The 12403-nt window shown below is 45.1% G+C and carries 12 protein-coding genes; 8 read left to right on the top strand and 4 right to left on the bottom strand.

Annotated elements, in window-relative coordinates; translation table 11 throughout:
- From GYX91_RS00050 to GYX91_RS00065, 4 genes are all read left to right on the top strand, one after another.
- Positions 1 to 418, top strand: a 418-nt coding sequence (locus GYX91_RS00050; RefSeq protein WP_174829646.1) for a YadA-like family protein, incomplete at its 5' end; no start/stop codon positions are given.
- Between the two features lie 100 nt (positions 419 to 518).
- Positions 519 to 1664, top strand: a complete 1146-nt coding sequence (locus tag GYX91_RS00055) for a DUF2827 domain-containing protein (protein WP_100125704.1) — start codon at positions 519 to 521, stop codon at positions 1662 to 1664.
- Between the two features lie 3 nt (positions 1665 to 1667).
- Positions 1668 to 2798: a DUF2827 domain-containing protein gene (locus tag GYX91_RS00060; protein ID WP_174829647.1), complete on the top strand. Its 1131-nt coding sequence runs from the start codon at positions 1668 to 1670 to the stop codon at positions 2796 to 2798.
- A gap of 107 nt (positions 2799 to 2905) precedes the next feature.
- On the top strand, positions 2906 to 4093 hold the full coding sequence (locus GYX91_RS00065) for a DUF2827 domain-containing protein (protein ID WP_174829648.1): 1188 nt from the start codon (positions 2906 to 2908) through the stop codon (positions 4091 to 4093).
- A 3-nt stretch (positions 4094 to 4096) separates the two neighbouring features.
- Here GYX91_RS00065 and GYX91_RS00070 read toward each other — a convergent pair whose 3' ends face one another.
- On the bottom strand, positions 4097 to 5035 hold the full coding sequence (locus GYX91_RS00070; protein WP_174829649.1) for a D-2-hydroxyacid dehydrogenase: 939 nt from the start codon (positions 5033 to 5035) through the stop codon (positions 4097 to 4099).
- Between the two features lie 103 nt (positions 5036 to 5138).
- Here GYX91_RS00070 and GYX91_RS00075 point away from each other — a divergent pair, with 103 nt between their 5' ends.
- Complete coding sequence (locus GYX91_RS00075) at positions 5139 to 5465, top strand: FKBP-type peptidyl-prolyl cis-trans isomerase (RefSeq protein ID WP_084550608.1); 327 nt, start codon at positions 5139 to 5141, stop codon at positions 5463 to 5465.
- Between the two features lie 72 nt (positions 5466 to 5537).
- Positions 5538 to 6914: a tRNA uridine-5-carboxymethylaminomethyl(34) synthesis GTPase MnmE gene (mnmE, locus tag GYX91_RS00080; protein ID WP_174829650.1), complete on the top strand. Its 1377-nt coding sequence runs from the start codon at positions 5538 to 5540 to the stop codon at positions 6912 to 6914.
- Between the two features lie 80 nt (positions 6915 to 6994).
- Here the strand turns inward: mnmE and GYX91_RS00085 are convergent, their stop codons facing one another.
- Positions 6995 to 7204 (bottom strand): DUF1653 domain-containing protein, encoded by a 210-nt coding sequence (locus tag GYX91_RS00085; RefSeq protein ID WP_198190489.1) that lies wholly within the window; start codon positions 7202 to 7204, stop codon positions 6995 to 6997.
- Between the two features lie 166 nt (positions 7205 to 7370).
- Between GYX91_RS00085 and cysI the strand changes: the two genes are divergently transcribed.
- Positions 7371 to 9140, top strand: a complete 1770-nt coding sequence (gene cysI / locus GYX91_RS00090) for an assimilatory sulfite reductase (NADPH) hemoprotein subunit (protein ID WP_174829651.1) — start codon at positions 7371 to 7373, stop codon at positions 9138 to 9140.
- Positions 9141 to 9234: 94 nt separating this feature from the next.
- Here cysI and GYX91_RS00095 read toward each other — a convergent pair whose 3' ends face one another.
- Positions 9235 to 10254: a sulfate ABC transporter substrate-binding protein gene (locus GYX91_RS00095; RefSeq protein WP_174829652.1), complete on the bottom strand. Its 1020-nt coding sequence runs from the start codon at positions 10252 to 10254 to the stop codon at positions 9235 to 9237.
- A gap of 211 nt (positions 10255 to 10465) precedes the next feature.
- Here GYX91_RS00095 and GYX91_RS00100 point away from each other — a divergent pair, with 211 nt between their 5' ends.
- A complete protein-coding gene (locus GYX91_RS00100) occupies positions 10466 to 11758 on the top strand; it encodes an MFS transporter (protein ID WP_174829653.1) in 1293 nt (430 codons plus the stop codon).
- 95 nt (positions 11759 to 11853) lie between these two features.
- On the opposite strand, the gene secB is transcribed toward GYX91_RS00100, so the two are convergent.
- Complete coding sequence (gene secB, locus GYX91_RS00105; RefSeq protein ID WP_025329677.1) at positions 11854 to 12318, bottom strand: protein-export chaperone SecB; 465 nt, start codon at positions 12316 to 12318, stop codon at positions 11854 to 11856.
- Between the last annotated feature and the right edge of the window lie 85 nt (positions 12319 to 12403).

Below are 12403 nucleotides of genomic sequence, written 5' to 3' on the forward strand. Positions count from 1 at the left end.
TACAGAAGGAGCGGTATCTGTAGGAGATGCATCGAAAGGTGTATACCGTCAGATAACCGGGGTTGCCGCGGGTACGGCTGATACTGATGCAGTCAATGTGGCTCAGCTTAAGGGTGTGAATAATCAGGTTAGCATGATAAATGAATATGTTAACCAGATGAATGACAACATTCATCATGTTGAGCGTCGTGCCTATTCCGGTACGGCACTGGCCATGGCTCTGTCCGGTGCTTATCTGCCCTCCCTGAATGGTGGTGAACAGACCGTTGGTGTTGGTGTCGGTGCATATCGTGGCTATGGTGCTGTCGGCCTTAACTTTAAGGCAGCAAGTAAGAACGGCAAAGTGACATGGGGTGCAGGTGTTTCTACTACGGGCAAAGAGACAGCTGTTAATTCAGTACTTGGCTTTAAATGGTAAGAAAACCTGATTAAAAGCAGACTTCCGGGTTTTTCCTGTGAAGTCTGTAAATCTTATTTATTGATCACTAATTGTATTTTTACTAAGAATACGGATTAACATGCGTATCGGTATTTCTGTTATTACTCATGCCAATCAGAATATCTGGGAAAATGGCATGAGTCAGAATATTATATTTTTGGTTCAGAGCCTGAAGGCTATTCCGTTTGTTAAAGCAGTTGATCTGATTAATGTGGGCGGGCAGCCGGGAATGGCAGAGCAAATTGATTTAAGTCTGTTTGATTTGCATCTGATGTCGGAACAGGAAGCTGAGGATGCTTTTGATGTCATTATTGAACTGGCCGGCGCGTTAAGTCCGCACTGGCTGGCGTTGCAGCGGGCACGCGGGAAAAAAGTGGTATTTTATTGTGTTGGTCAGCCTTATGTTGGTCTGGCAGAATACAATGTCTTTGAAAAACCGACCAGTTTTCCGCCGGTAGACCGTTCTGATGAAGTATGGGTTTTGCCTAAAGATAAGGGCTATATTCCGATGCTGCGGACAATGTACCGTTGTCCGGTACATGTTACGCCCTATTTGTGGGATCCGATGTTTGTATCCAGACGTAAGCAGGAAATTTCTGAGCATGGTTTCTATTTTGGCTGGCGCGATAATCTTCAGGATGGTGTTAAAACGCCGTTGAATGTGGCTATTTTCGAGCCTAATATTTCAGTGGTGAAGACTTCATCCATTCCGATGCTGGCCTGTGATGAAGCCTATCGGGCAGAGCCGCAGTCAATAGGTATGATGCATGTGCTCAATACGCTGCATATGAAAGATCATCTGACAATGCTGTATCTGGCCAATTCACTGAATCTGGTAAAAGATCATAAAGCGTGTTTTTACGGCCGCCATGATATTGCCGGTTTTATGGCACAGCATGCCAATGCGGTGGTTTCGCATCAATGGTGCAATGACCAGAATTATTTGTATCTGGATGCACTGTATGGTGATTATCCACTGATTCATAATTCACCCTGGTTAAAAGAGTTTGGTGCCGGCTATTATTATCCGGATTTTAATGCTGCAGAGGCAGGCAGACTGCTTATTCATGCCTGGCAGCATCATGAGGAAAATCTGGGCAGTCAGCGGCAGGCTTCTCAGGCTTTGTTTAAGGCCACTTCACCTCTGACAGAAGCCAATATCGCTGCTCATGCACAATTATTAACTAATCTGTGTGCTGATCGTCCGGAATTATTAAGGAATTAACTCATGTCGTCGGTGTCTTCACTTCGTATCGGTGTTTCAATTTATGTGCGTAAAGGAGCACAGTCGCTGTGGGAAAACGGTATTTTTCAGAATTGTCTGTTTCTGGCGATGCTGTTACAAAAATCACCGGTTGTCAGTAGTACTGTGTTGGTTGCCGGTTCCGGTGACGGTGACATGCAGGACGCAATGAATTTTCTGAAGGATTCACCAGTACCAGTAATTGACATGGCCAGTGCTCTGAACGAGCTGGATGTCATGATTGAAATGAGTGCTCAGCTATCCAAAGAGTGGATGATAAGTTTCAAGGCTCAGGGTGGTAAAGTAGTCAGTATGCGGGTAGGTAATGATTATGTGATTGATATTGAACGCATGCTGTTCAATAAACCTTCTGCATTGCTGATTACAGGTGCGCCATATGATGAGGTATGGACATTACCTGAGTATGAGAAAAGCTGTATGCCCTATTTTGCCAGTACTTTTCGTACTCCGGTCAGAATTATGCCGCATTTGTGGAGTCCGGTTATTCTGAATAAGGCTTGTGAAAGACTGCCGGAAAATGAGAAGTTCGGATATCGGCCTGGCCGCAGACGCTGGCGTATTGGTATGTTTGAGCCGAATATGTGTATGGTAAAAACCAGTTATATACCTATGCTGGTCTGTGAAAATGCGCATCGTCTGAATCCGGATTTTATTGAACATATCTATGTTTGTAATACTCTGAATCTGAAAGAGCAGAGTGCTTTTAATCTATTTGCCCATAGTCTGAATATTATTCGTCATGGTCTGGCATCGTTTGAAGGCCGTTACCCGATCTGGCAGGTTGTATCACGCTACTGTGAAGCTATTGTTTGTCATCAGTGGGAAAATGCGCAGAATTATCTTTATTATGAAGCTTTATATGGCGGTTATCCGCTGATTCATAATTCGCATCTGATTGGTGATTGCGGGTATCGCTACCATGATTTTGATTGCGAAGAAGGCGGGCAGAAACTGGCAGATGCGTATAAGATGCACGATGAAAATCTTGCCGGTTATCGTGAAAAAGCAACAGCTTTTCTGGCAACTCTGGATCCGGAGGCAGAAAGTAATGTGCGCTGTTATACTAAAGCACTGAAATCTCTGTTTAAAGTATAGATTATCTTAAATTGATCGATATTTTAGTCTAATGTGTTCCTGCATAAAAGCTGCTGCTGATAAAACATATAAAACCGGTTGTTGGTAAAATATTTCCATAAAAAAATATGAATTTATCTAATACATCAAATTTGAATTCCGGCCATGTTCAGGATACCGGAGCCGCGCGCCTGCGTATAGGAATTACTATTGGTCTGAGTCACCCTGAAGAAACGCTGTGGAATAATGGTATTAAACAGAATGCTGTTTTTCTTGCTGAAGCATTGAAAAACTGTCCTAATGTAGATTCTGTGGTTCTGGCTAATACAACAGATGTGCCGGTTACTTCACGCTTACCATGGGATTTGGAGAGATGGCCGACCAAAAGTTTTATTGAGGTCAAGGATCAGATAGATGTATTGATTGAACTGGGCGGGCAGATTAGTGCTGAACAAACGGCTTATATTAAAGACCGGGGTGTACACCTGATTTCTTACTGCTGCGGTTTTGAATATATCCATATGATGGAGTCGGTTTTGTTTGCCCGCAATATGGGCGGGGCCAACCTGTTTATTAATCAGCGTTATGATGATATCTGGATGATTCCGCAGGTAGCCAATTGCAGTCGGGCTTATTTTGAAATATTCCGCCGCCACGAAGCACGTGTCGTGCCATTTGTGTGGAGTCCGGTCTTCCTGAATCAGAAGACCGCAGCTATGCCTTTTCAGGGTTTATGGCAGGTTCCGGTATCCGGTAAAGGCTGGCGTTTGTCGGTTATGGAGCCGAATATCGATGTGGTTAAATTCTGCCTGTATCCGATTCTGATTGCTGAAATAGTCTATCGTGATAAACCGGAATCTATTGATATTCTGCAGGTTTGTAATGCTTTGCCGATGGCGCAGAAATCCATGGAATTCATTGCGCTGATGAATCAGCTGGATATTGTGAAAAAGCACAAATCAGTATTTCTGGGGCGTTATGATACACCGACATTTCTGGCAACCAATACAGATGCGGTAATATCTCATCAATGGGAAAATCCGCTTAATTACTTCTATCTGGAAGTGTGCTGGCAGGGATATCCTTTGATTCATAATGCTGAACTGATTTCTGATCTTGGCTATTATTATCAGGGTAATGATGTGCAAGCGGGTGCTAAACAGTTGCTATCCGCGATGAATGAGCATGCCGATAACTCAGCTCATTATATAGATGAGCAGCGGCGGCAGATTGCCCGCTTTCTGCCGGATAATACTGATTTAGTGGCCAGCTATTCTGCCTTGCTGACAGAACTGAAAGCCAGACCACTACGCTAATTGCTATTTATTTTCCTGCATAAAGGTATTGATATTATCCTCCAGCATGCTACAGATACGCTGTATGGCTTCTTCGCTGCCCCATGCTATATGCGGGGTAATAATCAGGTTAGGCAGGTGAGCACGTAGTAACGGATTGCCATGTACCGGTGGTTCTTCGCTAAGTACATCTACGCCTGCTCCGCCTAACTGACCATATTTCAAAGCCGCAACCAGTGGCTGTTCTGCAACCAGACCACCTCGTCCGACATTAATCAGTACGGCTTGCGGCTTCATCATTTTTAATTCCGCTTCATCAATCATATTGCGGGTTTGTTCATTCAGCGGGCAATGCAGGGAAACCACATCAGCTTGTTGTAATAGCCGGGTAAATGGGGTATAGCCATCCCGGCAACTGCTGGCGTTTTTGTGTTCTCCCCAGAGAACATGCATTCCGAATGCCTGCGCCCGTGCAGCTAAAGCTTGTCCGATACCGCCCTTCCCGAAAATTCCCAGTGTTTTGCCGTTCAAATCATGGATAGGTGCACCGAAATGGCAGAAAAAAGGGCTGTTTTCCCATAAGCCGGCAGCGACATCGCGCTGATAAGCTGGTAACTGGCGCATCAGTGCCAGAATCAGCATCATGGCATGTTCAGCAACCGTATCGTTTCCATAACCGCGAACATTACGAATACCGACATTGTGTTGTTGTGCTGTCTGCCGGTCAATGTGATCCAGACCGGTAGCCGGCACCGCAATTAATTGTAATTGCGGACTATTGCGAATAGCTTCAGCATTAATTCGTACTTTATTGGATATAACAATATTTGCCTGAGCAATCCGGCCGGCTACTTCATCCGGGCTGGTATGGCTATAGCTGGTAATGTGATGAGGAAATTTGAAGTTAAACGGATATTCAGGCAGAGTTGCACGGTCCAGAAAAACGATTTCGCTGGTAGTCATATTATCTCCTGTTAATTGAAAAGTCTGCTATGGACAATAACATGCATGGGTTGAATGTCTGTGTTACAGTGTACGCTAATTTATTAATCAAGGATGAATGAATATGGATCTGGTGATTGAAGATTTGCAGCAGGGTACGGGTACGGAAGCTCAAAAGGGTAAGGAAATTACGGTACATTACACTGGTATGCTGGAAGACGGTACGGTGTTTGATTCCAGTGTTACCCGTCAGCAGCCGTTAACATTTACTCTGGGTGCAGGTATGGTTATTGCCGGCTGGGATGAAGGATTTAATGGTATGAAGGTGGGCGGTAAACGCAAGCTGACTATTCCGCCGCATATGGCTTATGGCAGCCGGGGTGCGGGTGGTGTGATTCCGCCTGATGCCACACTGATTTTTGATGTGGAATTGTTGCAGGTTGATGATTAAGCTGTTGCACGCTGATTTTGCTCAGGCAGCTGTTTCAGGCTGCCTGAACTGTTTTAATAAGCAGGGATTCTGATGATGGAAACTAATCCGACTATTGCTGCTATTGCGACTGCTCCGGGACGTGGTGGTGTAGGCGTAGTACGTTTATCCGGTAAAAATCTGTTGTCTCTGGCACAAAAATTAAGTGGTGGAAAAACACCGGTGCCGCGCAAAGTGATGTATACCGATTTTGTTGATGAGCAGGATGCGGTTATTGATAATGGTTTGTTGTTGTATTTTGCAGAGCCGGCCAGCTTTACTGGTGAAGATGTAATTGAGTTGCAGGGGCATGGCGGACCAGTGGTGTTGCAGATGCTATTGCAGCGCTGTCTGCAACTGGGTGCACGGCTGGCAGAACCGGGTGAATTTACTAAACGTGCCTTTTTAAATAATAAGCTGGATCTGGCACAGGCTGAAAGTGTGGCTGATCTGATTGATGCTTCCAGTCAGTCGGCCGCACGGATGGCGGTACGCAGTTTGAAGGGTGCTTTTTCTGAAGAAATTCATCGGCTGGTTGATGATCTGATTACTTTGCGTATGCTGGTGGAGGCAACTCTGGATTTTCCGGAGGAGGACATCGATTTTCTTCAGGCCGCAGATGCAAGCGGCAAGCTTAAGCAGTTACGTGACCGTCTGGATAAGGTATTACAGCATGCACAGCAGGGCGCGCTGCTGCGTGAAGGAATGAATGTGGTGCTGGTAGGCGCGCCTAATGTGGGTAAATCAAGTTTGCTTAATGCACTGGCTGGCGACGATATAGCCATTGTTACTGATATTGCCGGTACAACAAGAGATACAGTAAGGGAACAGATTACTCTGGACGGGGTACCTGTCCATATTATTGATACAGCAGGTCTGCGTGAAACAGAAGATGTGGTTGAACGTATTGGTATTGAGCGCAGTCAGCAGGCTGTACAGCAGGCAGATGTAGCGCTGATACTGATTGACCAGCGTGAAGGACTCAATGCCACTACTGCGGCAATTCTGGCGCAGTTACCGGCCAGTTTGCACAAAATCGAAGTACACAACAAGATTGATTTAACAGGAGAAGCAGCCAGCTGTGTTTCACGTGAAACGGGAAAATTGCGGGCATTCACGGATGCCGGTCAGGTCATTGCTTTGTCGGCCAGAACAGGTGAAGGGCTGGATTTATTGCGTCAGGCTTTATTGCAGCAGGTAGGCTGGCAGGGTGAAAGTGAAGGGCTTTTTCTGGCACGAACACGCCACATTCAGGCGCTTGAACAGGCCAAAGAGGAGCTGTTAAATGCCAGTATGTGTCAGGAAAATCAGATTGAATTGTTTGCAGAGCATTTGCGTCTGGCGCAGAATGCATTAAATGAGATTACTGGTGAATTCAGTGCCGATGATTTGCTGGGCGTTATATTCAGCCGTTTTTGTATTGGTAAATAAATTTTACACAGTTATTATTACTAAATGAAAGCACTAACTATCAATTTTAACGGATAGTTAGTGCTTTTTTGTTTTAGTGGTTAAAGAGGCTGTATTAAAGCAAATCTCGGCAGTAGTTGTCCGTTAACACTTATGGTTTCATTAAACATACTTTTGGGACGCACCCAGGTTGAATAATCACCGTACAGGCACTGGTAAATAACCAGTTCTTCTTCGGTTTCACTGTGGCGTGCTGTACCGGTAACCTGATAAAGCCTGCCTTTATAGTGCTGATAAATGCCTCGTTGCATAGGTATTTCCTGCATAGTCAGATACAGCCGGAGAGCGCCGGCTGTCAGAGGTGTTATAACTAAAATCTCTTTAATTACAACTCGGTATTCTTTTGGCTGAAAGCCGATTAATTATACAATGGTTTGAATGAATTATAACAAGATGCCATATTAAGGAATACTGTAAATGAATAATGACCCGCGAGCCAGAATGCCAGATGCACCATTGGCCGATAATGAACGGCTGAAAGGTGAAAGTAATTATTTATACGGGCATATTGCTGCCGATTTACATGACGGGATTACCGGCGGGTTTAATGGTGATGATTTTCAGCTGATTCGTTTTCATGGTATGTATGAGCAGGATGACCGTGATGTCCGTGCTCAGCGACAGGCAGCCAGACTGGAACCGTTGAAAAATGTAATGATGCGTTGCCGTCTGCCCGGCGGAATTATTACCCCGAAACAATGGCTGGGAATCGATGAATTTGCTACTGCACATACACTTTATGGCAGTATTCGTCTGACTACACGCCAGACCTTTCAGTTTCATGGCGTGCTGAAACCGGATATTAAACCGATGCATCAGTGGCTGCATCAGCTCGGTCTGGATTCAATCGCTACCGCCGGTGATATTAATCGTAATGTGCTGTGCACCAGTAACCCGATTGAAAGCAGTTTGCATCGTGAAGCCTATGAGTGGGCGTGTAAGATTTCTGAGCATTTACTGCCGCGAACACATGCTTATGCTGATATCTGGCTGGATGGTGAAAAGGTGCTTAGTTCAGAACCGGCTGCACCATTGTCAGATGGTGTGAGTAATGATGTGGTCGAACCGATCAACGGTAAGACTTATTTGCCACGTAAATTTAAAACTGCACTGGTTATTCCCCCACTGAATGATGTGGATTTACATGCTAATGATTTGAATTTTGTCGCTATTGGTGAGGGCGGTCATCTTGTTGGTTTTAATGTACTGGTAGGCGGCGGGCTGTCTATTGATCATGGTAATCAGCGTACGTTCCCGAATACTGCTAAGGATTTTGGTTTTATTCCGGTAGAGCAGGCAGTGCGGTGTGCTGAGGCTGTGGTTACTACCCAGCGCGACTGGGGTAATCGCAGTGATCGCAAAAATGCACGTACACGTTACACTTTGCAGCGTGTAGGCGCAGAAGTATTTAAAGAGGAGGTTGAGCGCCGGCAGGGTTTTAAATTTGCTGCCAGCCGCCCTTATGAACTCACTGAACGCGGTGATCGCATTGGCTGGGTACAAGGGGAAGACGAACGCTGGCATCTGACCTTATTTATTGAAAACGGCCGTTTACTTGACTATCCTGACCGGCCGCTGAAAACCGGTATGCGTGAATTAGCCAGAATTCATAAAGGTGATTTCCGCCTGACAGCCAATCAGAATGTGATTATTGCCGGTGTGCATGCTGAAGATAAGGATGAAATTGAACGGATTGCCCGTAAATATAAACTCATTGACGATGAAATCACGGAACAGCGTAAAAACAGTATGGCCTGTGTGGCTTTTCCAACCTGTCCGCTGGCGATGGCTGAATCTGAACGGTTTTTATCCGGTTTCATTGATCAGGTCGATGCGCTTATGGCGCAATATGGTTTGTCTAAGGAGCATATTATTCTGCGGGTAACCGGTTGTCCGAATAACTGCGGTCGTGCGTTACTGGCTGAAATCGGGCTGATAGGTAAAGCAGTCGGCCGTTATAATCTGTACGTTGGCGGTAACCGGGCTGGCACGCGTATTCCGCGTTTGTTCAGCGAGAATATTACAGTTGATGAAGTGCTGGCTATCTTGCAGGATTGGATTGCGCGCTGGGCACAGGAGCGTAATAATGCTGAGGATTTTGGTGATTTTGCTATTCGTACCGGTATTGTTAAACCAGTGGTAGATGCCGCAGTAGATTTCTGGGATGCAGATAAAGTTTCAGTGTAAATGATTAATCAGAAAAGAGAAATTTCTGTGATTTAAGTAAATAGTCCGGATACTTGATAACAGGTCCGGACTATTTTATATCTATGGTGTCAGATTACGGCTGCTGATTGGCATAAATCTGATCAAATATACCGCCATCGCTGAAAAAGCGTTGTTGAGCTTCTTTCCAGCCACCAAATTCTTTATCAATGGTCACCAGTTGCAGGCTGGGAAACTGGTGCCGGTATTCTGCCATGATTTTTTGATTTACCGGTCTGAAATAACTTTGTGCTATCAGACGCTGGGCACTGTCGCTATACAAATATTGCAGATAGGCAGTGGCCAGCCGGCGTTTATCCGGGGTAAGAACATTACCGTCAACAACGGCTACCGGTGGTTCACATAAAATTGAAAGTGACGGTGTGACGATTTCAAATTCGTCAGGAGACTGTTTAAGTGCCAGTCTGGCTTCATTTTCCCATGCCAGTAATACATCGCCGAGCTGTCGGTGGGTAAAGGAGATGGTAGCGGCACGTGCTCCGGTATCCATCATGGGTACATGCCGGAGTAACGCTTGCAGATATGCCTGAGCACTGGCATCACTACCGTTTGGCTGATGCTTCGCCCAAGCCCATGCAGCGAGAAAATTCCAGCGTGCACCACCGGATGTTTTAGGATTAGGTGTGATAATCTGAACATTGTTATGAATCAGATCTCCCCAGTCACGGATATGTTTGGGATTGCCCTTACGCACCAGAAAAACAATGGTAGAGGTATAGGGGGTACTGTTATGGGGTAAACGCTGCTGCCAGTCCGGTTGCAGTAATGTTTTTTTGCCACGGTTCAGAGCATTGATGTCTCCGGCCAGCGCCAGTGTCACCACATCGGCTTTAAGACCATTTTGCACGGCAATGGCTTGTTTGCCAGAACCTCCGTTGGACTGGCGGATGTGCACTTTCTGACCGGTTTGCTGATACCAGTAGTTTTCAAAATCAGTATTGTAGTGCTGATACAATTCACGTGTAGCATCGTAAGAAGCGTTCAGCAGAGTTGCTCTGCTGCCGGAGTTGTTATCGCAAGATGTCAGACCTGCAATTATTGCTGCCAGCAGACCGTAGCGCCAGAATATATTCATGCCGGAAAATAGGTTTTAGACGATGTTTTAATGTAGCAATGCTGGTGCGGGTACGGAAATACTGTTTTTTTGTTTCTTTATAACCAAAAGCAAGATAGCAGTCTGATAATCAGATGGAATGGAAGTAGTAAGGGCTGTGAATTTGAAAAAGTTGGCTTAGGCTGTTATAAACCGCTTTTAATTTTTTTATCTGTTTAATTGAGAAAGTTACATGAAGAGCCGGAATGCAGATGTTGCAGCTGAACAAAAGCTGTTAACACGGGAAGATGTGCGTACGCTGATGCTGTCATCCTTTGGCGGGGCACTGGAATTTTATGATTTTGTTATCTATGTTTTTTATGCCAAAGTGCTGTCTGAACTGTTTTTTCCGGCAGGTTTAAATCCATTCTGGGCGCTGCTGAATACTTACGGAATTTTTGCTGCCGGTTATCTGTTTCGTCCGCTGGGCGGTATTGTGATGGCGCATTTTGGTGATTTATTCGGACGCAAACGTTTGTTTGCGTTGTCTATTATGATGATGGCTTTACCTACGTTGTGTCTGGGGCTGATGCCTACTTTTGCTAATATCGGCTATGCAGCTCCTATACTGCTATTAGTATTACGCATGATACAGGGTGTGGCTATTGGCGGAGAAATTCCAGCAGCCTGGACTTTTGTGTCTGAACATGTACCTGAAAAACGTATTGGTATGGCAAATGGTTTTCTCACAGGCGGGTTGTCGCTGGGAATATTACTGGGCTCTCTGATTGCGCTGGGTATGGCAAAACTTTTCAGTAGTGAAGCTATTCTGAACGGAGCATGGCGCATACCTTTTATTATTGGCGGGCTGTTTGGGCTGCTGACTCTGTATTTACGCAGCTATCTGCATGAAACGCCGGTTTTCAAAGCAATGCAGCAACGCAAAGAGCTGGTAACGGAAATGCCGGTTAAAGTTCTGGTTTCTAAACATAAAACTGCTGTATCTGTCGGCATGCTGCTTACCTGGTTTCTGACTGGCTGTATTGTGGTGATTTTGCTGGCTATGCCGCAGTTATTAACCGGCAGTTTCGGATTTTCCAGTACGCAGGCATTTGAAATGCAGAGTATGGCTATTGTGATGCAAATGCTTGGCTGTGTGATTTATGGTTTGCTAGCTGATCGGCTGGGTACCGGACGGGTACTAATAGGCGGAATTGTGTTTACAGGTGTAATGACAGCGTTATTTTATCCGGCATTGGGCAAATACAGTGATAGCCTGATTTTTGTTCTGTATTTATTGCTGGGGCTGGCGGCTGGTGTGGCCGGTATTGTTTCAGCTGCCATGATACGAATGTTTCCGCCGGCTATACGGTTTACAGGGATTTCTTTTTCCTACAATGTGGCTTACGCTATTGTCGGCGGTTTAACCTTACCTCTGGTGCAGTGGTTAAGTCGTTTTAGTCCGATTGGTGCAATGTATTATATTCTGCCTTTATGTGTAGTAGGTATACTGGCTGCCGGAGTATTTCAAAGTCGTTACCGGTGATGCTGTAGCTGCATCGTAACAGATATAAAAAAGCTGCTTTATCCGCAAGTATATATTGCATCGGGATAAAGCAGCTTTTTGTCTATAATTCTATATCAGGCATTGCCGGCGTTAGCCTGTTCAGCCTGATACATAGCTTCGAAATTGATCGGAGCCAGCATTACCGGTGGGAAGCCGGAACGTGTAATGGTATTAGATACAGTTTCACGTGCATAAGGGAACAGAATATTCGGAGCAGCTACAGCCAGCAGCAGTTCTACATCCTCATCCGGGATGTTGGCAATGCGGAAGATACCGCTTTGTGCCACTTCATTCAGAAACAATACACGTTCTTCAGTCATTTTTGCAGTAACAGTAACAGTTACTGTTACATTATAAAATTCATCTTCCAGTTTTTCAGAAGCAGAAGTAACACGCATTTCAATTTGAGGTTCTCCGCTTTCCAGAAAGATCTGTGGCGCATGCGGTACTTCCAGTGATAAATCTTTCAGATAAATTTTTTCAATACTGAATACCGGTTGTTGTGAGGTTTGTTCTGGTGTTTTTTCTTTTTTGCTCATGCTTTTCTTTCAACAAGGGAATAAAATTAATATTGCGGATTTCATCTGGTTGTACCGGATGAAAAGTGAAAAAAGATAGTACGTG

The organism is Snodgrassella sp. ESL0304 (assembly GCF_013344995.1).
Lineage (GTDB): Bacteria > Pseudomonadota > Gammaproteobacteria > Burkholderiales > Neisseriaceae > Snodgrassella > Snodgrassella alvi.

Bases quoted from the DNA above. Each gene is read 5' to 3' on its own strand.
- GYX91_RS00085 (WP_198190489.1), bottom strand. From the start codon at position 7,204: ATGCAACGAGGCATTTATCAGCACTATAAAGGCAGGCTTTATCAGGTT.
- GYX91_RS00065 (WP_174829648.1), top strand. From the start codon at position 2,906: ATGAATTTATCTAATACATCAAATTTGAATTCCGGCCATGTTCAGGAT.
- secB (WP_025329677.1), bottom strand. From the start codon at position 12,318: ATGAGCAAAAAAGAAAAAACACCAGAACAAACCTCACAACAACCGGTA.
- GYX91_RS00055 (WP_100125704.1), top strand. From the start codon at position 519: ATGCGTATCGGTATTTCTGTTATTACTCATGCCAATCAGAATATCTGG.
- GYX91_RS00100 (WP_174829653.1), top strand. From the start codon at position 10,466: ATGAAGAGCCGGAATGCAGATGTTGCAGCTGAACAAAAGCTGTTAACA.
- GYX91_RS00095 (WP_174829652.1), bottom strand. From the start codon at position 10,254: ATGAATATATTCTGGCGCTACGGTCTGCTGGCAGCAATAATTGCAGGT.
- mnmE (WP_174829650.1), top strand. From the start codon at position 5,538: ATGATGGAAACTAATCCGACTATTGCTGCTATTGCGACTGCTCCGGGA.
- GYX91_RS00070 (WP_174829649.1), bottom strand. From the start codon at position 5,035: ATGACTACCAGCGAAATCGTTTTTCTGGACCGTGCAACTCTGCCTGAA.
- cysI (WP_174829651.1), top strand. From the start codon at position 7,371: ATGAATAATGACCCGCGAGCCAGAATGCCAGATGCACCATTGGCCGAT.
- GYX91_RS00060 (WP_174829647.1), top strand. From the start codon at position 1,668: ATGTCGTCGGTGTCTTCACTTCGTATCGGTGTTTCAATTTATGTGCGT.
- GYX91_RS00075 (WP_084550608.1), top strand. From the start codon at position 5,139: ATGGATCTGGTGATTGAAGATTTGCAGCAGGGTACGGGTACGGAAGCT.